This is a genomic window from uncultured Desulfobulbus sp. (assembly GCF_963662935.2).
Classification (GTDB): domain Bacteria; phylum Desulfobacterota; class Desulfobulbia; order Desulfobulbales; family Desulfobulbaceae; genus Desulfobulbus.
This window is the reverse complement of record NZ_CAXXTL010000001.1, coordinates 748,388-770,455: the sequence shown is the minus strand read 5'-3', so window position 1 is coordinate 770,455 and position 22,068 is coordinate 748,388. Positions and strand designations below refer to the sequence as shown.

General features: G+C 50.9%; 22 protein-coding genes and 2 pseudogenes. 7 read left to right on the top strand and 17 right to left on the bottom strand.

Features of this window, described 5'->3' with window-relative positions; all coding sequences use genetic code 11:
• Positions 1-1,413 (top strand): efflux transporter outer membrane subunit, encoded by a 1,413-nt coding sequence (locus tag ACHZCX_RS03330; RefSeq protein WP_319585810.1) that lies wholly within the window; start codon positions 1-3, stop codon positions 1,411-1,413.
• Between the two features lie 138 nt (positions 1,414-1,551).
• Here the strand turns inward: ACHZCX_RS03330 and ACHZCX_RS03325 are convergent, their stop codons facing one another.
• The 4 genes and pseudogenes from ACHZCX_RS03325 to ACHZCX_RS03310 form a co-directional block, all read right to left on the bottom strand.
• A complete protein-coding gene (locus tag ACHZCX_RS03325; protein WP_394708745.1) occupies positions 1,552-2,004 on the bottom strand; it encodes an SRPBCC family protein in 453 nt (150 codons plus the stop codon).
• Positions 2,005-2,067: 63 nt separating this feature from the next.
• Positions 2,068-2,169, bottom strand: a pseudogene (locus ACHZCX_RS03320) (4Fe-4S binding protein); the annotation flags it as partial.
• A 148-nt stretch (positions 2,170-2,317) separates the two neighbouring features.
• The gene (locus ACHZCX_RS03315) at positions 2,318-2,476 is read right to left on the bottom strand and encodes a hypothetical protein (protein ID WP_319585809.1); all 159 of its coding nucleotides are present in this window, start codon (positions 2,474-2,476) and stop codon (positions 2,318-2,320) included.
• The gene (locus tag ACHZCX_RS03310; protein WP_319585808.1) at positions 2,473-3,720 is read right to left on the bottom strand and encodes a Xaa-Pro peptidase family protein; all 1,248 of its coding nucleotides are present in this window, start codon (positions 3,718-3,720) and stop codon (positions 2,473-2,475) included. The genes ACHZCX_RS03315 and ACHZCX_RS03310 overlap by 4 nt, the downstream gene beginning before the upstream one ends.
• Before the next feature lie 159 nt (positions 3,721-3,879).
• Here ACHZCX_RS03310 and tnpA point away from each other — a divergent pair, with 159 nt between their 5' ends.
• A complete protein-coding gene (gene tnpA, locus ACHZCX_RS03305; RefSeq protein WP_319585594.1) occupies positions 3,880-4,311 on the top strand; it encodes an IS200/IS605 family transposase in 432 nt (143 codons plus the stop codon).
• 899 nt (positions 4,312-5,210) lie between these two features.
• Here the strand turns inward: tnpA and ACHZCX_RS03300 are convergent.
• The 3 genes from ACHZCX_RS03300 to ACHZCX_RS03290 all read right to left on the bottom strand — a co-directional run bounded on the left by ACHZCX_RS03300 (position 5,211) and on the right by ACHZCX_RS03290 (position 7,905).
• Positions 5,211-5,750, bottom strand: coding sequence for a hypothetical protein (locus ACHZCX_RS03300; RefSeq protein ID WP_319585807.1), 540 nt, complete (start codon positions 5,748-5,750; stop codon positions 5,211-5,213).
• A gap of 252 nt (positions 5,751-6,002) precedes the next feature.
• Complete coding sequence (locus ACHZCX_RS03295; RefSeq protein ID WP_394708760.1) at positions 6,003-7,079, bottom strand: hypothetical protein; 1,077 nt, start codon at positions 7,077-7,079, stop codon at positions 6,003-6,005.
• Positions 7,080-7,275: 196 nt separating this feature from the next.
• Positions 7,276-7,905, bottom strand: coding sequence for a hypothetical protein (locus ACHZCX_RS03290; protein ID WP_319585805.1), 630 nt, complete (start codon positions 7,903-7,905; stop codon positions 7,276-7,278).
• Between the two features lie 511 nt (positions 7,906-8,416).
• On the opposite strand from ACHZCX_RS03290, the gene ACHZCX_RS03285 reads away from it, so the two are divergent.
• The gene (locus ACHZCX_RS03285) at positions 8,417-8,680 is read left to right on the top strand and encodes a hypothetical protein (RefSeq protein ID WP_319585804.1); all 264 of its coding nucleotides are present in this window, start codon (positions 8,417-8,419) and stop codon (positions 8,678-8,680) included.
• Positions 8,681-8,739: 59 nt separating this feature from the next.
• Positions 8,740-9,072: a carboxymuconolactone decarboxylase family protein gene (locus tag ACHZCX_RS03280; RefSeq protein WP_319585803.1), complete on the top strand. Its 333-nt coding sequence runs from the start codon at positions 8,740-8,742 to the stop codon at positions 9,070-9,072.
• 140 nt (positions 9,073-9,212) lie between these two features.
• On the opposite strand, the gene ACHZCX_RS03275 is transcribed toward ACHZCX_RS03280, so the two are convergent.
• Entirely contained in the window at positions 9,213-9,638 is a 426-nt protein-coding gene (locus tag ACHZCX_RS03275) for an alpha/beta hydrolase-fold protein (protein ID WP_394708744.1), read from the bottom strand.
• A 134-nt stretch (positions 9,639-9,772) separates the two neighbouring features.
• Between ACHZCX_RS03275 and ACHZCX_RS03270 the strand changes: the two genes are divergently transcribed.
• Positions 9,773-10,905, top strand: a protein-coding gene (locus ACHZCX_RS03270; RefSeq protein ID WP_319585802.1) for an IS3 family transposase whose coding sequence is annotated in 2 segments (ribosomal slippage) — positions 9,773-10,031 and positions 10,031-10,905 — 1,134 coding nt in all. Because the reading frame shifts where the segments join, the coding sequence is not laid out codon by codon here.
• On the opposite strand, the pseudogene ACHZCX_RS03265 reads toward ACHZCX_RS03270, so the two are convergent.
• From ACHZCX_RS03265 to ACHZCX_RS03245, 5 genes and pseudogenes are all read right to left on the bottom strand, one after another.
• Positions 10,874-11,567, bottom strand: a pseudogene (locus ACHZCX_RS03265) (helix-turn-helix domain-containing protein); the annotation flags it as partial. The gene ACHZCX_RS03270 and the pseudogene ACHZCX_RS03265 overlap by 32 nt on opposite strands.
• A gap of 233 nt (positions 11,568-11,800) precedes the next feature.
• Positions 11,801-12,142, bottom strand: a complete 342-nt coding sequence (locus ACHZCX_RS03260; protein ID WP_319585801.1) for an alpha/beta hydrolase-fold protein — start codon at positions 12,140-12,142, stop codon at positions 11,801-11,803.
• A 182-nt stretch (positions 12,143-12,324) separates the two neighbouring features.
• On the bottom strand, positions 12,325-12,639 hold the full coding sequence (locus tag ACHZCX_RS03255; protein WP_319585800.1) for a YdhR family protein: 315 nt from the start codon (positions 12,637-12,639) through the stop codon (positions 12,325-12,327).
• Positions 12,640-12,690: 51 nt separating this feature from the next.
• Entirely contained in the window at positions 12,691-13,263 is a 573-nt protein-coding gene (locus tag ACHZCX_RS03250; RefSeq protein WP_319585799.1) for a DNA-3-methyladenine glycosylase I, read from the bottom strand.
• A 57-nt stretch (positions 13,264-13,320) separates the two neighbouring features.
• Positions 13,321-13,623 (bottom strand): (2Fe-2S) ferredoxin domain-containing protein, encoded by a 303-nt coding sequence (locus ACHZCX_RS03245; RefSeq protein ID WP_319585798.1) that lies wholly within the window; start codon positions 13,621-13,623, stop codon positions 13,321-13,323.
• Positions 13,624-13,835: 212 nt separating this feature from the next.
• On the opposite strand from ACHZCX_RS03245, the gene ACHZCX_RS03240 reads away from it, so the two are divergent.
• Entirely contained in the window at positions 13,836-14,420 is a 585-nt protein-coding gene (locus ACHZCX_RS03240; protein ID WP_319585797.1) for a PsbP-related protein, read from the top strand.
• 80 nt (positions 14,421-14,500) lie between these two features.
• Here ACHZCX_RS03240 and ACHZCX_RS03235 read toward each other — a convergent pair whose 3' ends face one another.
• The 3 genes from ACHZCX_RS03235 to ACHZCX_RS03225 form a co-directional block, all read right to left on the bottom strand.
• Positions 14,501-14,680: a hypothetical protein gene (locus ACHZCX_RS03235; protein ID WP_319585796.1), complete on the bottom strand. Its 180-nt coding sequence runs from the start codon at positions 14,678-14,680 to the stop codon at positions 14,501-14,503.
• 632 nt (positions 14,681-15,312) lie between these two features.
• A complete protein-coding gene (locus tag ACHZCX_RS03230; RefSeq protein WP_319585795.1) occupies positions 15,313-17,052 on the bottom strand; it encodes an aldehyde ferredoxin oxidoreductase N-terminal domain-containing protein in 1,740 nt (579 codons plus the stop codon).
• Entirely contained in the window at positions 17,049-17,495 is a 447-nt protein-coding gene (locus tag ACHZCX_RS03225) for a 4Fe-4S binding protein (RefSeq protein ID WP_319585794.1), read from the bottom strand. Before ACHZCX_RS03225 ends, ACHZCX_RS03230 begins: the two co-directional genes overlap by 4 nt.
• A gap of 417 nt (positions 17,496-17,912) precedes the next feature.
• On the opposite strand from ACHZCX_RS03225, the gene ACHZCX_RS03220 reads away from it, so the two are divergent.
• Positions 17,913-18,257 carry a hypothetical protein gene (locus ACHZCX_RS03220; RefSeq protein WP_319585793.1) on the top strand — a complete coding sequence of 115 codons (345 nt, stop codon included), beginning with the start codon at positions 17,913-17,915 and terminating at the stop codon, positions 18,255-18,257.
• Here the strand turns inward: ACHZCX_RS03220 and ACHZCX_RS03215 are convergent.
• Positions 18,196-21,840 (bottom strand): PAS domain S-box protein, encoded by a 3,645-nt coding sequence (locus ACHZCX_RS03215; RefSeq protein ID WP_319585792.1) that lies wholly within the window; start codon positions 21,838-21,840, stop codon positions 18,196-18,198. The two genes, ACHZCX_RS03220 and ACHZCX_RS03215, sit on opposite strands and share 62 nt — an antisense overlap.
• Positions 21,841-22,068 lie beyond the last annotated feature (228 nt).

Below are 22,068 nucleotides of genomic sequence, written 5' to 3'. Positions count from 1 at the left end.
ATGGAATCAAGAAAAAGGACAACAACCGCCCTCTGTCTCTTTCTGGGCTTATGTATTGGCCTGACCGGATGCACAATGGCCCCCACGTACATCCGGCCGGAAACACCAGTTCCAGATGTCTGGCCCAGCGGCCCCGCCTACCAGCAGCAGCCTGGCAACGCGTCCGGCCAGGGGGTGACCGATATTCCCTGGCAGAGCTTTTTTACCGATTCACACCTGCAGGGATTGATCAAGCTGGCCCTTGAAAACAACCGGAACCTGCGGATTGCTGCCCTCAATATCGAACGATCCCGGGCGCAGTATCAGATTAAACGAGCCGAACTCATCCCCAAGCTCGATGCCCTCTCGATCGTCAACAACCAGGCTGCCAGCGACCAGAAATATACAGTAGCCCTTGGTGTCAGTGGCTACGAACTCGATCTGTTCGGCCGGGTGCAAAGCCTGAAGGATCAGGCCCTGGAGCAATATCTTGCCACCGAGCAGGCACGCCATACGGTTCAGATCAGCCTGGTGGCGGAGGTAGCTGTGACAGCCCTCAACCTTGCCGCCGACCGTGAACGGCTTCAGCTGTCCCAGGAAACCCTGAAAACCCAGCAGTCCTCATTGGCACTGATCCAACGTCGTTTTGAGGTCGGCGCCTCCTCCGAGCTCGATCTGCGACAGGCACAAACCCAGGTGGAGTCAGCGCGGGTCGATATCGCTCGCGCCATCACCCTGGTCGCGCAGGATGAAAACAACCTCAACCTGGTGATGGGATGCCAGGCCCCTGCAAACTTACTTCCCAGTAGGTTCTCGGAAAAACTCGAAGTACAAGAGGTTAGACCTGGCCTGCCCTCCACAGTACTCCTGCGGCGACCTGATATTCTCCAGGCCGAACACCAACTCAAGGGCTTCAATGCCAATATTGGCGCAGCGCGGGCGGCCTTTTTCCCGCGCATCACTTTGATTAGCACCGTCGGAACCCGGAGCGATGAATTGTCCGGGCTGTTCAAATCCGGGTCCGATGTTTGGACCTTTTCCCCGCAAATTGTTGTACCGATCTTTGATGCCGGGGCACGCTCAGCACAGTTGCAGGTGGCCGAAGTAGATCGAGAAATCGCCGTTGCCCAGTATGAACAAGCGATCCAGACCGGATTCCGGGAGGTAGCCGATGCCCTGGCGCAACGTGGAACCATTGATGAACAATGGGCGGCGCAGCAGGCACTGGTCACAGCCACCAACGTCCGTTATCTGCTTGCCCAGGCTCGATATGACAAGGGCATTGACAGCTACCTCAATGTGCTCGACGCCCAGCGTTCGCTCTACAGCGCCCAACAAGGGTTGATTGCCACTCGCCTAGCCCGGTTAATAAATTTGGTGACCTTGTATAAGGTCTTGGGAGATGGGAGCAAAGAGGGGCTGCATTCCCAATAGGCAAATTCCCCTTAGCAGACAAAATAAGGCATTTTGCCTACTAAGGGGGAATGGACATTGAAACAGGTTGAAGGAAATGGAAGAGACTTGGTCAATATCTTCAGAGATATGTTGGCTTGTAACGGTGAAATAACCTATTCAATCAGCAAGTTGCTTGGTTAAATTCATAAAGATACCTCGCATAGAGAAGGAATGAATACTCTTCAAACTTGCTATGAAACTAACCAGATAGACAGCGAGATCATTCACCACCGCATCCATCTCATAGATGACCCTAGTGCCATCTTTTCCACTCTCCAAACGCCAGTTTGCGGCCCCCCTCATGTACGTACCGTCATATTGCAGGCAGATGCAGGCTGGTTCTTCGAAAGATGTCACTCGGCACAAAATGGAACGCCATCCGTAAGGTCGTATCACGAACTCCGTCCCTATGAAATGTGGCGCCGGATGCAGGAATCTTACCAATAAATATCGCGGCCACCATTGCGAATATTCAGCAATATTTGCCAGGACCGGCCAAACCTTAGCCGGAGGACAGGGGACAAGTATCTCGTCTGAAAATCGCAACGGCAGGCTTGTGATAGCAGTCATAGATAGGAAAACTCGTGCGTTGTTGAACAGGAAATGGGAGCCACCTTTGCTTCATCACTTCGTTTAGACATGGCTGTAATCCTGGAGGCAACTGCGGCGGCAAAAAAAAAACGCCCGGTTCGGACAAGTGCGGACGCACTGCAAACAGAGCTCGCAATCGTCATATTACGAAAAAGGCGTAAGGGTGATCGCGAGACCACTGGGCATATCTCGGCACACTCTCAGCATTGCAGGCAACCTACTTCCAATCACGTAAACAGGAGTTATGTGAACAATAATGTGAAATAGTTTCGACTTGACCTGACACCTCACCTCAAGCCTTGTTCCTTTGAAATGTGAGGAAAGCACCGGTATCCAGGTTATTTTCTCTTCCGTTTCTTTCTAATTCAGGTATACGCAAGACTGGATTGTTTTCCTGAAAGTGGATCGCAATATCGCTATGCTTCTTGACGGTAAAAACAGCCCAAGTCATACAATCGTCACCTTGTCCGGCCCGGGAGTCAATCGTTCTCCCCCTTCCGCGGTGACCCGAAAGGTGTTTTCCACCCCTACCAGACCAATGCCTTCCAACCCCTTTTTCGGCTCCACGGCAATGACCATGTTGGCCTCAAGGGGTGTATGCACTTTGCCGGCGATGACTGGGAATTCGTCAATGGTCAATCCGATCCCGTGGCCAAGAAACGATACTTGATTGCTGCCAAACCCCATGAAGTGCTTTGCAAAACCACGGGAATGAACGAATTCGTCGTAGACCTCCTCGTATATCTGAGAAGGAATGGCGCCAGGCTTGAGGCGGTACCGGACGGCCTCCTGGATCTCCAGGCACATCTTATGCGCCTCCATCGCCGCAGCAGGCAAAGCTCCAAGGGAGAAGACTCTTGTTTTATCGGTGAAATACCCCTCATAGCCAAAGCCGGTGTCCACGAATATGGGTTCACCCCTTCCAAGTTTTTTCATTCCCCCAACCAAGGGGAAGGCTGGAGACAGTCCCACCTGTCCGCCCGGCCCTATCGAAGCGGTGGGATAGTTGCTTGATTCACCAAAGCTGACGATCCCCAAAAACATCTCCATGCCAGAAACAGCGAACCGTGTAATCCCGGTGTAACCCAACGCCATCGTCTTCCTGTGGATCTCGGCCCCGAGCTCCCATTCCGTCATCCTTTCACTAATCATGGCAGGGATGGCGTCATAGACTCTCCCATGCAGTGCCCCGGCTTTGCGGATGAGCCCCACTTCGTAGTCGGATTTCACTGCCCGAACCATGCCCAATAGGGTGCTGATATCCGTGAACGTCCCTCTTGGAAAAGCCTTGATTAACATTTTAAAAACGGCAACAGACAGGGTTGCTTCCGCCACCCCCAAGATATTGGCTCGTAGGCCAAAATCTGAAAGGGTTGCCTGCAGTTGGCTGAACCCTTTCAAAGGAATAACCCTTTTCAACGGTGTTTCCAGCTGTGCCCGCTCAAAACTTCGCCTGACCAGGAAGACCGGATCTCCCTCTGTCGGGACAAAGACAACCCCCTGTTGCATTGTCCCTGTGTAGTAATACATGTTCACTGGATCGAGAATCAGAACTCCATCCACCGTCCCTTCTTGTAACCGGTGCTGAAGCCTTGAGACACGTTGGGAAATTTCGTTGGTAGGAACAAGGTTATATTGAAATAAGCCTTCTATACTCAAGGTGCATCCTCGCTCTTTGGGTTCATCGGCAATCATCTTCGATTAATCGCATGCATGTTGTTGCACTGATCATCTATAATTTCCGTTAGGTAAACCCCCGGCTTTGCCGGGGGACAACAAAAGTTTGACGGTTCCGGCATAATAAAGAAGCCTCCTCTCACGTGGACCGCTCAAAGTCACGAGAAAGGAGGCTTCATGAACAACTTACAATGTTTAAGCCACACGAAATGGGATTGCAAGTTCCATGTAGTGTGGATACCGAAATGCCGTCGGAAGATGCTTTACGGTCAACTTCGCAAGAATCTTGGAGATGTGTTCCATGACCTTGCCCGGCAGAAGGAGAGCCGGGTGTTGGAAGGGCATTTGCAATCCGATCATGTGCACATGCTGATTTCGATACCGCCGAAATATGCGGTATCGCAGATGGTTGGGTATATGAAAGGAAAAAGCGCGATCCATATAGCGCGGACCTACCTTGGCCAACGGAAGAACTATAGCGGCATGAGTTTTTGGGCACGGGGCTATTTTGTTTCAACTGTCGGTGCCGATGAAGAGGTTGTGCGGGCTTACATCCGCGAGCAAGAACAAGAAGACCATCGTGTCGAGCAACTGCAACTATTCAGATAGTCGACCACCGAATGGTGGTCAGAGTATCTGTTAAACATACCGCTTTGAGCGGTTCACAATCTTTCAAGCCACCGGCTTTGCCGGTGGTCACTGACTTAGGTCGTGGTAAACTGGAGATATATGGACTCGGCGCAGAGAGATGGATCATCCCCTAGTTCCACAATGAAAGAAAAAATATCGGGTTCCGTTCTCATTTAACGCAAGAGATCTGACTGAATCCTTGCCCAGTCTCTTCGATTATTTCCTGCCATCATCAATAGTGACACCATCAATCTGATCCAAGCAATTTTTCACGTCAATATCACTCGGATACTTGTAGCACTCCTGCTTTTCCCTGTTTTTCAACCCTTCAAACCAGGCCTGTTTTGTGCATCCAAGGAACATCATGGAAATAAAGATGCTCACAAAAAGAAGATAAATTTTCACGCTTTAAACCTAATGGTAAATTTCATAAATCCATCGGGGGGGGGACCCCCTAATTTTCCAATTTCCCGCCCGCAGCCCTTTGAACCAGAAAGGTTTGAAATGATCCGCGAGAGCGGTCGTCTTCAATCCTTATTGGTTAGCCATTCAGTGTTTCTATCCAGCCGGTCCACGAGTCACCGTTTTTTGGGTTTCAGCTGACTGGTTATTATGCAGTTTTGAAGGATACCTGGTTCAGAAAAAGTGGACACAAAGTTAAGAGCGATTAGTTTGCTCTGAGTAGGTGTTCACATGGGGAAAAAAGAACGCAGAAAATTCACTGACGATTTCACCTCGGAGAGGGGTTTGACATAATTCACCAAAGTCACAAATATACAACTAGGCCACCTTTGTTGGTGATGCAATGGAGCGTTCGGGCTCATTTGATGATTAGAAAGTCTACGCTCGGGATATGCTTTTCGAGATAGTTCTCTTTGTCAAAGAGAGACCTCGGCAATATCGCCGATTTTGATGTTGCTTGGCGAGAATCCTTTTGGCACTTCCCAAAGGAAGTTAAGTTCGACGTACCCCCCTTTGGGTATCATGAACTCAATCGAACCGTCTGGACCATCAATCAACAAGGTATTCCATTGAACAACATCGGTTGATTTGCTGCCTTCAAGTCCAACGCCAAATGTTTTCATACTTATTGGCGCCTGCTGAGAAAGTGACAGTCCTGCAGATGCTCCAGCTATATGAATCCAGCATTTCGAATATTTCTTACTTTTCTGGTCTGATACGAAACAGGTGTCTTGTTTGAAAAGCACGGATTTTTCTGTATCTGCTGCAATTTTTGCTCTGTAATAATAGTAGCTGATATTCTCACCTTTGATATTGGCGTAGCCGTGTGAGGGATTGACTATTTTTACCCCTGTCAGCTCTGCTGCTACCCCCGACAGAAAGCATGGAAACAAGAAAAATCCCAACAAATACAGTGGAAACACGCCAAGCATAAATATTTTTTTCTCTGAAATCATTGTCCCCTCCCTGTTGTCTGGTAATCGAAATGACAGGCCAAATTGCCCGGCTTAATGGTGAAAGAGCCTGCCTGTCGATACACCGGCCTTGAAAGAACACGGTTACTGATCTGTTTGTTTTGCACAATCCCAACGGAAACAGACTTACAAGCCGGAAGTCAATATTTCAGATATGTGAACTCAGCATAGCGAAAATGAAAAACAGATCTGCTTGCATGCATAAGCCCCTCTTTTACCGGACCATTTTTTTACTCAGTCGTCGATCTGTTCAAGAGTTCGCGAATTCCAGTCGAGTACGGCTGTGCACTTTTTCATCTTGTGCGCCAATGCACCGAATTCGTTACCGATGACCTCTGCGGCGAATTGGGAAAGAAAAGTCGACTTCAATTCCGCCCGCGCCCGGTCGACACCGATCTCGTCGTAGGGAACCGAGGCCAGAAGCAGGAAACCGTCATCCGGGATGCGGCCTGCCCGCATATTATTTTCGATAATTGCGGCTGCTTTACGCAAGGGGTCGGCCAGATCCGGACTGTAGGGGCCAATGATCAGGGCCAGGTTGGGTGTGTGGAGGAAGTCGAAACCACGGCCAAGGCAGATCATCCACTCGCGGTGTTCGATATCAAGGGTCCGCTCATGTCGTTGAACCTGCTCGCGCACCTGGGCGATGTGCTCCATGTTGCCTTGCAAGAGCGGCAGTAAATCAGCGCGCATCTGGGCGGGCATGTCCGGCAGGAGCGATTCCAGCAGATTGGGCAGGGTTGCTCCGTCGTCGGCAGAAAGGGAGGCAAGATCGAGTGCGCCATTATCCGTCCCGTGAATCACCAGGGCATCCTCATCGGTTTCAAAACCGCAGACGAGCGGGTAGACCGTACCATGACCGAGGCCGAAGATGTGTTCCACCTGGCGGCGGATCTCAAGGGTATGGGCAAAGGCCGCTTCTGTATCGTGATTGAATCCGGCACAACCACGCTTGGAATCGCCCTTGGACCAGTGATAGGTGATAAGGATGAGCACGCGCCTGCCCGAACCGGTCATGCGCATGACATGATGGGCCAGCACTTCGCCGAGGTGGGGCCAGCCCAGGTTGAACATGCCGCCCAGATTGCGGAATGGCATAAGAATGCCGGTGGGCGTGTTGGTTGCCACGGGAATGTTGATGCGGCCATCCATGCATTTCAAAACTGCAATCGCGGTGGGGTGCTCGGCAAGATAGCGCTGGCGCGCCAACCATGCCTCGGGGCTGCTGAAATTCTCGCCATGTCGCCTGGCGAGTTCAAAAATCCATTCAATGCGCTCGGCAATCGGCCTGTTCTGAATCTGGTACACGATACGCCCTCCTTACCTGTAACTGCTCGCACTCTTAAACGGGCCAACCCGCAATAATCTGATCCCGACCCACTTTATTTAACACGATATTTTTATCGATCCATCAGAGTCGAATGGGGCTACTGAAATAGTGAAGTTATCAGGAGAAAGGTTAGCTTTGAACGACTGAAGTAGTAGAAACGGAGCAAGAAAAACCGTGTCACAAATATCGTGGCGCCGGGATGATTTGAGCCTTTATGATTTCAGTGGGTTCCACATAATATCCGACTATATTCGCATTCTTTTGTATATCTTCTAATTTTTTTCCTGTTATCGTACGTTCATAATATCCTCGAGTTGGATTATTGGCTTCCGACAACCGCATTGTTATCATACCATCTTTTTGTTCTAAACCTGTCACCTCAGCGAGGTGTCCAATTCCTGCATTACTGCCAGGTGTTTTAATGATTGCGACACTTTTTTCACATGGAAAACGTGAATTGATGATCGATAATTTTGAAGCATAAGTCGTAAGATTTTGAGCTGGTAGTTTAATTCCTCGCTGCTGCCTTAAATACAAAACGCAATTGTGATCGTTACTTCCGTTGCCAACTTTTTTAATTACCGGATTGGCAGCAGAAAAGTTTACTGGACAGGCAGTAGAAGATATTGATGTGTTTTTTGTTGTGGGCGAGGATGTGATTCTTCGAACCGTCGACGTTGAAGACGTCTTAGTTGTTACGGTGGTACTCCAAGATGTGGTGGAACTCGCGTCTACTGTTTGGCATATACCACCCTGATATGTCAGGAGAAATGCCATGACAATCTGAATAATGAGCGCTCTTTGCATAAGACTGGTCCAATTTTGGTTGCTGGGCAAAACAGGCCCGAGGGTTCTCAGGATAAAGCATGAAATATCGTAATCGCCACAAAACTCTGCGAGGAACAATCGATCAGATCCAGGCAGTTAGAGAAAAGAGGGATACTGCCCACTCAGTCTTTTCGCAACAACATTTATAATCTCGGTTACGAAACGATTTCCAAAGCCCCTCCCACCCAGTTCCCCATACAGGATATTCAGACCACATCAGCCTTGCCTAACTGTTTGAGACAGGTAAATTTGATGATAAGTCCAGTTCTTTCCAGCCCACTTCTCAACTATTTACTACCATTGACAACCGCATTTCCAGTCCTACGTTTATAACAAGAGCTGACTATACTGGGCGTGGGCTGACTTCCTGGCTTAGTGATAGCATCACGTTCAAAGGTAGATGCTCTCCGGGGGTTGTGGAGAGTTGCATGCACCTCTTCCACGATATGCATTCCATAGGTGGTGTCCGGGGTTTCGGAGGGGTGAAGTCATGGCAAGGTATACTATATTATCAGACGGCCACGCTATTGAGATTAAAAAAACGGTTTTTAGCAGAGATGAGTTGGTAAAGTACGACGGTAAAGGTGAGTTTAAAACATTCTCCAACTCTTCCTTTGCGGATTATATTTTTGAAAAAGAAGAGAATGGAGAGATAGTGCGGTATAAGGTTTTTATATCTGACGATATCTGGCCTATCTCTTGGAGGATTAAAGTTCAAAAAAACGAACGGGTTATTTACTCAAACCGCCGATAGATAGGGCTAGTGGCCGTAGACATGCAAGGCGCTTTTAAAAACTTTAGAAGGAGATATCTATGTCGGATAAAGGCAAACCATCATTTTACAAGAAAGTCAGTAAAAAATTCCCTGAAGTTATCAGTGCTGTTGAAAAGCTCGGGACAATTCTGCGCACGGCCGGTCCTCTCGATGAGAAGACCTCTCATCTGATTCAGTTGGCGGCTGCGGCCGCCGGACAATCCGAAGGATCGGTTTGTTCACATACCCGTAGGGCGCTGCAGGCGGGGGCAAGCCCCGAGGAGATTTCCCATACCCTACTGCTCTTGGTTTCAACGATAGGTTTTCCACAGACCATGGCTGCCATGTCTTGGTCTCAGAACGTGCTGGAAAAGAAACTGAAAACAAAATAAGGAGCCTAAGACTCTCCGCTCATGGCCTCAAGGTTAAAGGAGGCGGATTGATTGCATTGCGGCAGATATCATTCGTTGCTACTTGACCTGACCGTTACCTATTTTTTAGGTGCCTGTCAGGTCAAATTCAATTGAGTTTTTTACCCAGACCCTGTCTTTTTTGGTTCACCCGGTAGCCAAGCCAATACCCGTTGAATCTGCGTATCCCAACAGGACCACTCGTGCCCACCTGTTCCTTCTTCGTACGTCATCGTTAAGCCCAAAGACTCTGTATGCTCACGAAAACGTACATTGTCCGCATACAGAAAATCCTCCGTTCCGCACCACTGATACAGACTGGGCCGTGGTCGCCTCTGTTCAACTACCTGCTCAGCCAGAGAGAATAAGTCATTCGGGCTGCCAGCCAAAGCGTTGGCCTCGCCAAAAATGTGCTTCAACTCGCTCTGGCCCGCCGCTTGTTCTGCTTGTGCGAGACGGACCACATCCAACGCGCCCGACAAACTCGCCGCTGCCGCATAACGCTCCGGATAGGTCAAAGCCAATTTGAAGGCCCCATACCCCCCCATCGATAGCTAGTTCTTGTTGCGATCCTCGGAGAGAGGAAAAAAGTGACGGGCAATGGCGGGTACTTTGAAGAGGTGCCGATTATTGAGACAGGTGTATAAGCAATGAACCAACCTATTTTGCAAGGAGAAGTTCAATGTCAAACCCACCTCATCGTCCACGTCACAGCGCAGAATTTAAGGCCACAGTAGCCCTGGCCGCACTGTCGGAGTCCAAGACTCTGGCTGAACTGGCTACTGAGTACCGGGTTCACCCGACCCAGATCACCCGCTGGAAGCAGGATCTGACCAAGAACGCTTCTGAGCTTTTTGGCAAGGGCAAGAAGAAAGAAGTCAACCATGAGGCCGAAGTGGCCGAGCTCCACCGTCAGATCGGCAAGCTCAAGGTTGAGAACGATTTTTTAGCCAATCTGCCCGGTCTGAACTTGGCCGGGCGCAGAAACAACAGGTGATCGCTATGGGACATCCTGAAGTTTCTGTTCAGCGTTGCTGCCAGCTTTTCGGACTGCCTCGTTCCAACTATTACCGCGGCCTTGGCTTCGGTCTACGTGTTGGTGATTTGGAACTGATGGCCCGGATAGACAAACTCTATATTGAGCACCCCTGGATGGGGAGCCGTTCCTTTGCTGATCACCTCACAACTCCCGAACTCGTGGTGGGAAGAGGTCGTGTCCGTCGCTTAATGCGGGTCATGGGCATCGAGTCTTTAGCTCCCAAGCCGGGCACCAGCAGGCGACAGCCGAAGCATCCGGTCTATCCCTATCTGCTCCGGGGAGTGACCATTGACAGGCCCGATCAGGTGTGGGCGACTGACATCACCTACATCCCTATGGCTCGGGGTTTCATGTACCTGATCGCGATCATGGATTGGGCCACCAGAAAGGTTCTCGCCTGGCGACTATCCAACACTCTGGACACCAGATTTTGCGTTGAGGCTTTGAAAGAGGCTCTCTTTAAATATGGCGCTCCTGAGATATTCAATACTGATCAGGGGTGCCAATTCACCAGCGAAGCGTTCACCTCAGTCCTCAAGGCCTGGAACGTCAAAATCAGCATGGACGGCAAAGGACGATTCAAGGACAATATCTTTATCGAGCGACTTTGGCGCACCCTGAAATACGAAAGGATCTACCTGAAGTCATACGAAACGGGAACTGAGCTTGTCAAGGATCTGACTTCCTGGTTCGGCTGGTATAATGAGAAAAGAAAACATTCGTCACTTGACAAGCAGACTCCAAATCGAGATCTTTTTGAAGTTCCTCTATTGTAGCATAGAGTTTTTTGCGAAAAGTCACCTGGTAGAATTCATTGAGGATGGTTTTATGGAACCGCTCGCACGATTGAGGCAAGAGCAGTGCGTCTCCACCTTGCCGCAGGCCTGTAACTGTATAATAAAAGCAACATTGGCTTATTTCACACCTCACCCACACCTTTGAGCGTGCCGATAAAAGGTGTCCTGGGAGCCCACAAGTTTCAATTTCGCCAGAGGCAAGATCATCAAGCGCCTGCACCTGTGCCTCGGTGAGGATCAAACCCTCCTTCGCCACCTTGCTCTCCAGTGCTCGCAAGCGATCCTTGAACCGCCCCAGTTGATGACGCAGCCAGACACAACGCACCCCGCTTGGAGAGATGAATATACCCTGCTCGCAGTTCATTGCTGGCCCGCACCTGGCCATAAGCAGGTTGTTCGACTGCATAGGCAATCACAGCCGCTTCCGTCATCTCCTCGACACGGTTTTTGATGTTGGGCTTGCGACGGCTTTTATCGATCAGCGCTTCGATGCCACCGTTACCAACAGCCGCCTTGTAACGGTAGAAGGTATCTCGGGAAAGACCCATGATCTTGCAGGCCCTCGAGACATTAGAGAGTTCTTCCGCCAGATTGAGCAATCCAATCTTGTGTTTTACGATTCGTTCGTTACCATGCAGCATGAGGGTTGCCTCCATTTGTTTTGATGGTTGGTTCGCACCATTATCAAAACTGGTAACCCTCATTTTTTCAAGTGAGGTGTCAGGTCAAGTCGAAACTATTTCATATAATGAGAAAAGAAAACATTCGTCACTTGACAAGCAGACTCCAAATGAGGCTTATTCAAAACGAATCGAACAATTGAGCAAGGCAGCCTGAGGCCTGTAACTGTATAATAAAAGCAACATTGCTTATTTCACACCTCAGGATGTCTCACAAACCCCGACCACCTCACTTCTTCGCTGATATACGTCCAGTAACGCTGACCAGTCATCATGTTTGTGTAATAACTCCGATCAACAGCGGGCATGACAACCGCCAGGTTCAGGTCTTCCACATGGCGCTCGATCGACGTGCGGCGTTGCCAGGCGGTGTGATCATCGGATAGCCCATGCAGAAGGTATAATATCGGATAGCGTACTTGTCGTTTTTTGGTTGTGACGCCGACCGCCAATGGTCCTGGATCGGGGAGAATCACGCTCATGGTCGACATCAGCCCCAGAACCTGCGAATAGAAGTGGCAGTGAATAAGCGCCATTGTACCGTCTCTGTATTGATATGTCGGTTAGGCTACTACGCTCTTCAGCGGTCTAACGGTCCGCTGATTAACTCGGGCCGATTTGCCTCGCGTAGTGTGCAGTACCGGGAATTTTCCCTGAATGTTTGATTTACTCAGCACTATACCAATGAACTCCTGGCCTCTCGCTCATTTCCAATCCATTACGTGCCCGAAACAATTTCATTCAAGACGTTATCAACAACAACGGGTGTTTCTAAAAAGGTCAACGAAGGGTCCGCGCCGTATTTACCGCGCACAAACGATTTCCATTCCTCGGTATACACTCGATCAGCATCTTTACGAGACTTCCACAGGTAAATTCCGCCGGCCTTAGCGCCATCCGGCGTGAGGAAGTAATATTTTCTCAATAAACCAGGCATACCTTGGTATTTAGGTGCCGTGCTGAGGAAAATTTCTTTGGCCTGACTGCTGGTGATCGACTGCGGGAGGTTGAATTCAACAATTACGGTTATCATGAAGCTCTCCTGCGATGCTGTATTTTAAATTTGGTCTCTGTCCGCTTCTCTTTAGGGAAGGTTTGCTATTTCCACATATCGGAAGCAATCAATTGTGTGATCATTTACCATACCAACTGCCTGCATGAACGCATAGCAGATGGTAGAGCCCACGAAATTAAAACCATGTTTTTTCAGGTCTTTGCTCATCTGATCGGACCGCTTTGTCTGTGCTGGAACTTCTTCCAAACATCTCCATGCATTCTGTATGGGCTTTCCCTCAACATAGCGCCATAGAAAGGCATCAAGGGAACCGTATTCTTCCTGAATATCCAGAACACCTTGCGCGTTTTTGATTGCTGATTCGATCTTAAGGCGATTACGTACAATCCCCGGGTCAGCTATCAGACGGGCAACGTCGCCTTCCGAAAACCTCGCAACGCGTTCACATTCAAAGCCTTGAAAAACTTTTCTGTAGTTTTCTCGTTTTTTCAAGATGGTAAGCCAACTCAACCCTGCTTGCGCGCCTTCAAGCACGATAAACTCAAAAAGGCGTTGATCATCATGGACAGGAACTCCCCATTCATCATCGTGGTAAGCATGGTAAAGGGGGTCGCTGCCGCACCATCTGCATCTCTTTTTCACATCTCATCCGTTGCTCGATCTGCTATTCTTTACTGAATTATGACAAATATAATAATATTAGTCCGTTGCCATGACGTGTTCAATTGTGGAGATGATTTCATCCACTTCGTTAGGCAAAACTTCGGAAAACCATATATTCTGTGGGTAAATCATCACGTTGGAGCCCTTAGCGCAAAGTCCCATACACCCTGAAGTAGATATCCGGACCTTCTCTTTCCACCCTTTCTCGTGAACAGCTTCTTTCAATTTAGATTTAACGAGCTGGCTGTTATTGTCAGCGCACGATTTTCTCTCTCCGCCACGATCATTGGTACAAACAAAAACATGAGCGACCCAAGGTGATTCATTTTTGTTCGCCATTGCAAAATTCCTCCCAAGTTGCTTAGCCTACTATTTTGTAAAAATTGGTGTCGTGGACAATCCCATTTCAGCCATATTTCAGATTGCCAGAGGTGATTATGCAGGTTGAAGCAGAACCGCTTGATTGGCAAGTTACCAGCAATGTGATAGATTGACGTCTACATTCTTGCAGGAGTCGGACTCTATTCAACCAAATCGATTGAGCTTAAAAAATGAAACCTATCGCCTGTTCAAAATATTTATGCCTTCTCGTTCTAATTCTGGCAGCAGTTGTACCCTCTGCGACTTGTGCCGAAAAGCTAACCAGCTACCACAATGAGGAGTTTCGTTTCAGCTTTCAATATCCCGCGTCATGGGTGGAGAGACCTGGTTCGGTGCCAAACTTGAAGGTGAAGGTGGCGTCACCCGCCAACACCCAGGCGGTTGAATGCGCTGTGGTTGTAAAGCGCTATCCCAAAGCAATCTCTGCTAAGCAGAGCGATATCGACCAAATATTCCTTGTGCCGCCGACACCATCTGAAGTTGAGGAAATTTTTAGTCAGGCAAACAATGCTTTTAAGGTGTCAAAGGCCAGTACAGGTACTCTCCATTCTCACCCTGCACATATTGCGAGGGTGCAGTACAAAACAGCTGAAAATACTTATGCTTCTGGGCGTGTACTGATGACAGCTACACCGGGATTGACGTGGACTCTATCCTGCAGTGGGGTAGGGGGAACACCCGCTGAAGCTGAAAAAAATTATCAATTCTGGGAGGGCAAGATAACCAATTTAATATCGTCTTTTAAGTTCATGTAAATCCAGCTAAAGTTAACATCTTCCAATAAACTTTCAATCGGCGAGTCCGGAATTTTTGTATATCGCTGATCATCTGAGGATTAAATACGGCCATCTTCGATACAAATGGCACCGGCAGCTATCAGTTTATCGTGAAGTGTACCACCATTCTCACGGACCTTCTCGTCCTTAAGTTCAAGTTTTCCTCCTCGGAATGCAAAAAGGACTTCTCGATTTATAAAAATCACTCCGGGCGCTGTGCCTTGCTCATATTTTGCCATGTTTTTTTCCTGAATTTAAATCCATGTCCCACCTCAACCACTTCAATTGTAATCTTGAACTGTTTTCTTGCAGCACGGCTTCCTTTTTATGCTCAATGAGGTTTTGTTGAGCAAATGCGGGATATCCTTGCTTGTGCGCAGATGAGTAATTCACCACTTAGACTCTCGCAACACAAACCGGCCCATTGTTTTTCGGGTTATTCACTTTGCTGTTCACCAGGTATGATCCCAACATTCTATCCTTACAGGGCAGAAGCTTCGCTAGCACCCTATTCTGCTCTGTATCAATTTCTGAAGAATACATATTAGCCTCCCTCACTTCATTTGGAGAATAACGAGCACCTGAGAGATAATTCTACTCTTTTCTGTCCGAATGAAACAAGACAATTGTTCCGGCAGCCATAAGCATGGCAGCAAACCCGAAGCTGAATACCGGTGCAACAGCGGCCAATAAATCAAGACGACAGTGCTGGATTTTTCTGAACCCCATTTTTATCGCGAAGCGATAGGATCAACATTATTCCAATCTATTATAACATGAACATCAAAACAGGAGATATTGTACTTGTCGATTGTTATGAAAAAGGTGGCCACACAGGGTGTGATTATTACCGTGTTGCCCGCGGACCTATTCACCTACCTACAAGTGAAAGAATCGCCTGACCGTACTCGGTTTGCAGGGCTTGGAGATACTGTGGATCAATAGGACCTTTCCAGGTGGTGATTTCACGAAACCGTTTAGGGATCGTTATGGATTCAGGGTGGAAACCGCCGGCAATACGGGTCTGCCAGCGGATCTTCTGAATATTCCTGCCGCACTCGGGTATGGTGGCTGCCAGTTTTTTATAACCGAGGGACTGCAGGCAATCTGCCAGGAGTGAATCGGTATAGACATTGCGAGCAAAAAGACAGGCAACCATGGAGGTCATGAAGGCACGTGATGCTTCGTCCCGGACAAGAAATTCCACCGCAGCGTTTACATCCTGGTTTGCATGTTGCTGATCGTACGAATAACCGCCACTGTCCAGATGTGAGTGACGGAACCCGAGCGCTTGTGCTGCGAAAAACACCTCACCGGTGGCATAACCGGCCATTTCCTGGCCGAGCACGCAGGCAAAATCTTTCCCGCCATATACTTCGGCTGCTTTGAGGGTTCCTTGGCCAAGAAGCCGGTAGAAGGCATTGGCTCCGGTGCCAAACGAGCTAGCGGCCTGCTGGTAGCCGGCGAAGTCGCCAAAGGCCAGTGGCGCCAAGGTCTCCTGAACGGAAACAAAGCCCTTTTCAGTGGCTTCAGTCGCCCAGGCAAGGGCCACACCGGCGGACATGGCGTCCATGCCGGCCTTTTCGAACAGATCAAGGAGGGTGAGCACCGCAGACCTGTCCGACACTCCCAACATGGTTCCCAGCGAGAAGATCGTTTCATAGTCATAGCTGACCTGCCGATACAGGTATCGGTGGCTGTCCATGAATTTTTCCCGGACAAATCCAACATGAATGCAACCTACCGGGCATCCGGAGCAGGCTGAGTTGCGCAACAGGGCTTCATCGGCGAATCGCTCCCCAGAGATGCGATCAACGGCCTCGTCGGCCGTTGCCTGGAGGTTGCGCCATGGCAGGGATTGAAGATCGTTGAGTGTCTTGAGATTAGCCGGGGTGCCAAGATCGTGGTATTTTTTCATCATCCCATTGTCCGTGACCTGGCTGTGCACCTCGGCAAACAACTTGGAGTAGCGGTTATCTTTGGGCAAGGGCAAGATGGCGTCACCGTGGAGGATAATGGCTTTGAGGTTTTTCACCCCCATTGCCGCACCGCCCCCCAGTCGTCCAAAATGGCGATAGGTGTCAACATTGATACCCGCTATAGCTGCACCGTTCTCTCCCGCTGGGCCAATACGCAAGATGGAACGGTGTCCGGAGCCTTTGCTCATGCGCCGCAGAATTTTGCCGGTTTCGAACACATCCTGACCCCAGAGAAAACCACAATCCCTAACTTGAAAATGAGTGCCACTCACTTCAAAAAAACAAAGCGTCGGTGATCGGCCAATCAGCACCAAAGCGTCGAGACCGGTCAAGCGAAGTGCCATCGCACTGCGGCCGCCGCCGTGGCTCTCGGTATATTGATTATGGTAGGGAGATTTGAAGGCGCAGATCGTCTTGCTCATCAAAGGAAAGTAACCAGAGAGCGGGCCTATGGTAAAAATAAGGGGCTGGCCGGGAGAATCCCAAGAGGCATCCGGTTGCCCGTATCGGGTGAACAGAAGGGCTGCCAGGCCACTACCGCCAGCTACTTGGTCGCGGCCATCTACTTGGGTGCGTTCCCCTTTTCCGGTGGTCAGGTCAAAGAGTAAAATGTTGAAGTGATCCCCGTTCATGATGCAGACTCCGTCGAATTGCTGGAGGATGAAAGGCGGAGGCTGTTTGCCTCGGCCAGTTCCAGGCAGTCATGTGGACAGAAGGGGACGCAAAGGCCGCAGTGCAGGCAGACAAAAGGTTCTCCTTCCTGATCGATAAAAATGGCCTCAACCGGGCAGACGGGGGCGCATGAACCGCAGCGATTGCACAGTTTTTTTTTGACCGTCACCCCGCCGTCCTTCCGCGGAACAAGGGCGCCGACAGGGCAGGCGCCGGCACAGGGAGGTGGGTCGCAGGCCAAGCAATGAACGGCGGTGAATCCAGTGGTCAAACCACCAGAAGAATGAATACGAATCCCTGCGGTATCCCAGGAAAGACGATGATGAAGCAAGCGAGCGCAGGCCAGGGAACAGGAGTGGCAACCAATACATCGGTCCATTCGTGGTGTGATCAATATTTTCATAGTACTCCCCGCTGGCCAATGAGCTCCAGGTTGTGGTTTCAAACTCAATGTCATTAACTGAACGCTCAAGTAATTCGGACAAACATTGTCGAAAAACTATGTTATTGTTGCATTTTTCTTGCTTCGTCAACCCTGTCAAATCTACCCTCCAGAGGAGGGCATCATGGCTGATACATTTAAAAATCTTGAGCAAACTGCCACGGGACCTGCATTCGAAAACCTGTACCTATATTGTTGAGTTTGTTCAAAAAATCATCTTTTATCAAGATTTCATTGAACGAAACCGTCATCAATCATGAGACTTCACTCGTAACAGAAAACTGCCCCTTCCCGCACTGATCCTGTATTTCTGCAACCTGATCAAAAGCTCCTACCACCGAACTCAACAAATTCTGGAAGATCCTTTCAGGCAATGTAATGGCCCGGAACATTGTCTCTAAGGCAGCCCTTTGCAAAGCAAAAAAACTCAAGCCCGAGGCGTTTGTCGAGCTCAACACGAAAACGGTCAAGTATTTCTACCAGCATGCTCATCCGCTGACATGGAACGTTTTCTTCTTGGAGACCGATGACAGTTCAACGGTGACACTGCCGGATTGTCCCGAGATAGTTGAGCATTGCATGCAACAATTCGGGGCGCGTATGCAATATCTGGACAATTACCTCCAAATGCGCTCCAAGGGGAGAATCGAGATCATTCTGATCAGTGAGGATCTCGAGCTTCAGCGGTCTCCCCAGTCCCCTCCGCCGCCAGCGCCTCCCTGATTTTGGCGGCAAGGGTCTGCAGGGTGAACGGCTTCTGGATGAAGTGCATGCCCTCGTCAAGCACGCCATGGTGGGCGATGACATTGGCCGTGTAGCCGGACATGAATAGGCAGTTCAGGCTGGGGAGCAGGCCGCGCAGGTGGCTGGCCAGAAGTCGGCCGTTCATTTCGGGCATAACCACATCGGTCATCAACAGCTGGATCGTGCCGCCGTGCTCGCTGGCAAGACGGATGGCCTCGGACGGGCAGGACGAGGCCAGAACGGTGTAGCCCAGACTCTCCAGCATGGTCGTGGCCATTTCGAGGATCATTGGCTCATCTTCAACTATTAGGACGGTTTCGCTGCCCGTTGCGGCCTGGTCCGCCACTTCCTCAACCGCCGGCTCGGTACCGGCGCTGTGCCGAGGCAGGTAGATCTTGAAGGTCGTGCCCTGGCCGGGTTCACTATAGACATTGATGAACCCCTTGTTCTGCTTGACGATGCCATAGACCGTCGCCAGCCCCAGGCCGGTGCCCTTACCCATCTCCTTGGTCGTGAAAAAGGGTTCGAACAGGTGGGGCAAGGTGGCTGAATCAATGCCGCAGCCGTCGTCGCTCACCGCCAGCAGAACATAGGCGCCCTTCAAAGCCTCGATATGGTCGGCACAGTACTGCTCATCGATGGTGACCAGATCGGTCTCGATGGTGACCTTGCCGGTATCGCCGATGGCGTCGCGGGCGTTGACGAAGAGGTTAACCAGGATCTGATCGAGCTGCGAAGGATCGATGAGGACCTGGCCCGGATTGCTTTCCGGCTGCCAGACCAGATCGATACCATCACCGATGAGCCGACGCAGCATCTCCAGCATCCCTGTCACGGTGGTGTTGATATCGAGCAGCTTGGGAGCGACCGTCTGCCGCCGGGCGAAGGCCAGGAGCTGGCGGGTCAGATCGGCGGACCGTTCGGCCGCCATGCGGATATTCTGCAGGCTTGCATGGAGCGGATGAACGGTCTCCAGACCCCGGAGCGCCAATTCGCAATGGCCGATGATGACGCTCAGCATGTTGTTGAAATCGTGGGCGATTCCGCCGGCCAACCGGCCCACAGATTCCATTTTCTGCGCCTGGATCAGCTGCCCCCGCAGTTTTTCCCGTTCCTCTTCCGCCCGTTTGCGGGCGCTGATCTCGTTGAACAAGACCGCCACCTTGTCCGATGCCATCTGAAAGGCATGGACTTCAAAAGCGCCGGTAATGCCCCCTTCGGCATAGCTGACATGCTCGATCTGCCAGTTTTCGCCGAAACGGGCCGCCCGGCGATAACGCTCGGGGATGTCCGTGTCGCGCAGCTGCGGGAAGGCATCCTCGCAGATCATGCCGATATATCGGCTGTTATCGACACCCAGAAGCCGGTCCGCGGCAGGGTTGGCCCCGATGAAGACCAGGCGGTCGCCCTTGTCCAACTGATAGAGGTGAATACCCATGGGCGAGGCCTGGACGATATTGCGAAAGGTTGCCTCGCTCTCCCGCAGGGCCGCCTCGGCCCGGACGCGATCGGAGAGATCAATGGTGTAACCGGCGAGGAGGTTCCTTTCTCCTATCCGAATGGGAAACTTGATGGTGGTGTAGGTCCGTCCTTCCAGGACCTCTTCGCGCTGAAGAATGTTTCCTTGAGAGACAACCTGCCAGTCGTCGGCGGTGATCTCGGCGGCAAATTCCGACGGGAAGAGTTCAGCCATAGTTTTGCCGAGCATCTCAGCAACCGGCATGCCGATCATATCCTGAAAATTGTCGCTGGCTTTGAGGGTTCGGCTCTCGGTGGGGCTCACCTCTTTGATAAAGGCGTAAATCGGAGAATTTTTGATGAACTGCGAGAGCAGCTCACTGGTGGCCTGCACCTCCTCCTCGGCCCGCTTGATGGTGGTGATGTCGGTATGGGTACCGAACATCGACAGCGGGTTGCCTGCGGCGTCGCGGGTGAAAACCTTACCGCGATCGAGAATCCAGACCCAATGGCCGCTCTTGTGGCGCATCCGGATCTCGCAGTCGTAAGCAGAGTTTTTTCCTTCCACGCACGAAAACAGCGCATCTTTGGCTCGTTCCACGTCATAGGGATGGAGCAGTTCTTCCCAGGTGGTGTAGTTGTAAGGCAGTAATTCCTTGAGGGTATAACCAATTAACTCCGCCCAAATCTCGTTGAACACGGTTTCATTGGTTTGGACGTTCCATTCCCATACCCCGAGGCGCGAACCGTCAATCACGAACTCCAGGCGCTGTCGTTCCCACCGCAGGGCTTCTTCGGCCATCCTGCGATCGGTGATTTCATTGCCCATGCACAGAATCTCGCTGAATTGACCCTCAGCGTCGCACAGCGGATTGTTGGTCCAGGCGATCCAGACGCGCCTGCCATCGCGGCAGATGTTCTCATTTTCGTTGATGGCGTACCGCTCGGGATGGCGTCCGATGTCGGCGATCATCTCGCGCAGGTTTTTTCCGGCGGAATCGGTTTCCGGAACAAGGATGCCGATAACGCTTTGACCGATGACTTCGTCAAGTTGGTAGCCGAAAAAGCGTAGGGCATAGTCATTGAGGAAACAGATCCGCCCCTCACGATCCATGCGCAGAATAATGGTGCTGGCCTGTTCGACCAGTTCACGGTACCGCGCCTCGCTCTCCCGCAGGGCCTCTCGGCTCCTTTCCAGCTCAGCGGTTCGTTTCCGTACCGCCGCTCGCAGCGAATGATTCCAGAGAAAGAGTAGGAGTAGAACCAGGCCAAGGCTGCTGCCGCCCACCAGGAGATGAGCACCTGAAATCCCGTTGAGGAGGGGCGCGCCGTACCATTTCTTTTCGATGCTCGCCAGTTCACCGGGGGTGAGCAGGGCAAAGCCCGCTTCGATTTCCTGCAGGAGCGCCGTGTTGCCCTTTCGGACCGCGCGGTGAAATTCGCCCACGTTGATCGGCGGCGAAACCTTGAAATCGTGCTGGAGACCGTATTTATAAAGAAAATAGAGCGCCGGCGGGGTATCGACGACGAAGACGTTGACCTTATGTTCCTTGGCGGCCTGGACAATTGCCTCGTAGCCTTTGAAAAAAACCAGATTGTTGACCCCTCGGCTCCGCAGCAGGTCGATGGCGGCGTCGCCCTCCTTGACAGCGACGACAAATCCCTGCAGTGAATCGGCGTTGGTGATAGCGCTGATGGCCTTGTCGAAATAGGCGGCGACCTCAATGCGGGCATGGGGCTTGCCGAAATCGAGCCAGGTTTTCCGTTCCTCGGTTTCGAAGGCGGTATCAATGACATCATACTTGCCGGCCTTCATATCCCTGAGGGCCTCTTTCCAGTCGGTGGCGGTTATTTCCACCTGAATGCCGGTCTTCTCCTGCCACAGCCGCCACTGGTCGGCCAGGATGCCCTGGACCTGCCCTTCGCTGTTGACAAACACATAGGGCGGGTAGTTGTTGTCCATGACCACCCGAACGGTACGCGCCGTCTTGCCGCCAGGATCGGAGGCATGAACCTGCAGCCATGGAAAATGGGCCAAGACCAGAAGAATGCAGAGAGCGGCGACGCGAACGGTTATCGGTATTGTCGTGAGAGGAATAATCATACGCTGTTTCCGTGTGAATGCGGCAGGAAGGCAAGCTGTGTGCTCTGCCGGCAGCGTTTGAAGAGTATCGCGGCCGAACCAGTGCTCTTGGTTCGGACCTTTCGGAGCATGACGATGTGACCCATAAGGCGGGGAGAGTGCCGGTTGCACGCTGTCACCCCAGAACATTTTTGCCACAGGCTTTGCCGGTTTTAATCAGGGCATCGATGCGGCCGATAAGGTAATCAG

Coding starts and splice junctions, on each gene's coding strand:
- ACHZCX_RS03285 (WP_319585804.1), top strand. CDS start 8,417: ATGGCAAGGTATACTATATTATCAGACGGCCACGCTATTGAGATTAAA.
- ACHZCX_RS03260 (WP_319585801.1), bottom strand. CDS start 12,142: ATGGCGCTTATTCACTGCCACTTCTATTCGCAGGTTCTGGGGCTGATG.
- ACHZCX_RS03215 (WP_319585792.1), bottom strand. CDS start 21,840: ATGATTATTCCTCTCACGACAATACCGATAACCGTTCGCGTCGCCGCT.
- ACHZCX_RS03290 (WP_319585805.1), bottom strand. CDS start 7,905: ATGCAAAGAGCGCTCATTATTCAGATTGTCATGGCATTTCTCCTGACA.
- ACHZCX_RS03300 (WP_319585807.1), bottom strand. CDS start 5,750: ATGATTTCAGAGAAAAAAATATTTATGCTTGGCGTGTTTCCACTGTAT.
- ACHZCX_RS03310 (WP_319585808.1), bottom strand. CDS start 3,720: ATGATTGCCGATGAACCCAAAGAGCGAGGATGCACCTTGAGTATAGAA.
- ACHZCX_RS03275 (WP_394708744.1), bottom strand. CDS start 9,638: ATGGGGGGGTATGGGGCCTTCAAATTGGCTTTGACCTATCCGGAGCGT.
- ACHZCX_RS03230 (WP_319585795.1), bottom strand. CDS start 17,052: ATGAACGGGGATCACTTCAACATTTTACTCTTTGACCTGACCACCGGA.
- ACHZCX_RS03330 (WP_319585810.1), top strand. CDS start 1: ATGGAATCAAGAAAAAGGACAACAACCGCCCTCTGTCTCTTTCTGGGC.
- ACHZCX_RS03325 (WP_394708745.1), bottom strand. CDS start 2,004: ATGACTGCTATCACAAGCCTGCCGTTGCGATTTTCAGACGAGATACTT.
- ACHZCX_RS03280 (WP_319585803.1), top strand. CDS start 8,740: ATGTCGGATAAAGGCAAACCATCATTTTACAAGAAAGTCAGTAAAAAA.
- ACHZCX_RS03240 (WP_319585797.1), top strand. CDS start 13,836: ATGAAACCTATCGCCTGTTCAAAATATTTATGCCTTCTCGTTCTAATT.
- tnpA (WP_319585594.1), top strand. CDS start 3,880: ATGAACAACTTACAATGTTTAAGCCACACGAAATGGGATTGCAAGTTC.
- ACHZCX_RS03235 (WP_319585796.1), bottom strand. CDS start 14,680: ATGGCAAAATATGAGCAAGGCACAGCGCCCGGAGTGATTTTTATAAAT.
- ACHZCX_RS03245 (WP_319585798.1), bottom strand. CDS start 13,623: ATGGCGAACAAAAATGAATCACCTTGGGTCGCTCATGTTTTTGTTTGT.
- ACHZCX_RS03225 (WP_319585794.1), bottom strand. CDS start 17,495: ATGAAAATATTGATCACACCACGAATGGACCGATGTATTGGTTGCCAC.
- ACHZCX_RS03220 (WP_319585793.1), top strand. CDS start 17,913: ATGGCCCGGAACATTGTCTCTAAGGCAGCCCTTTGCAAAGCAAAAAAA.
- ACHZCX_RS03315 (WP_319585809.1), bottom strand. CDS start 2,476: ATGACTTGGGCTGTTTTTACCGTCAAGAAGCATAGCGATATTGCGATC.
- ACHZCX_RS03255 (WP_319585800.1), bottom strand. CDS start 12,639: ATGATAACCGTAATTGTTGAATTCAACCTCCCGCAGTCGATCACCAGC.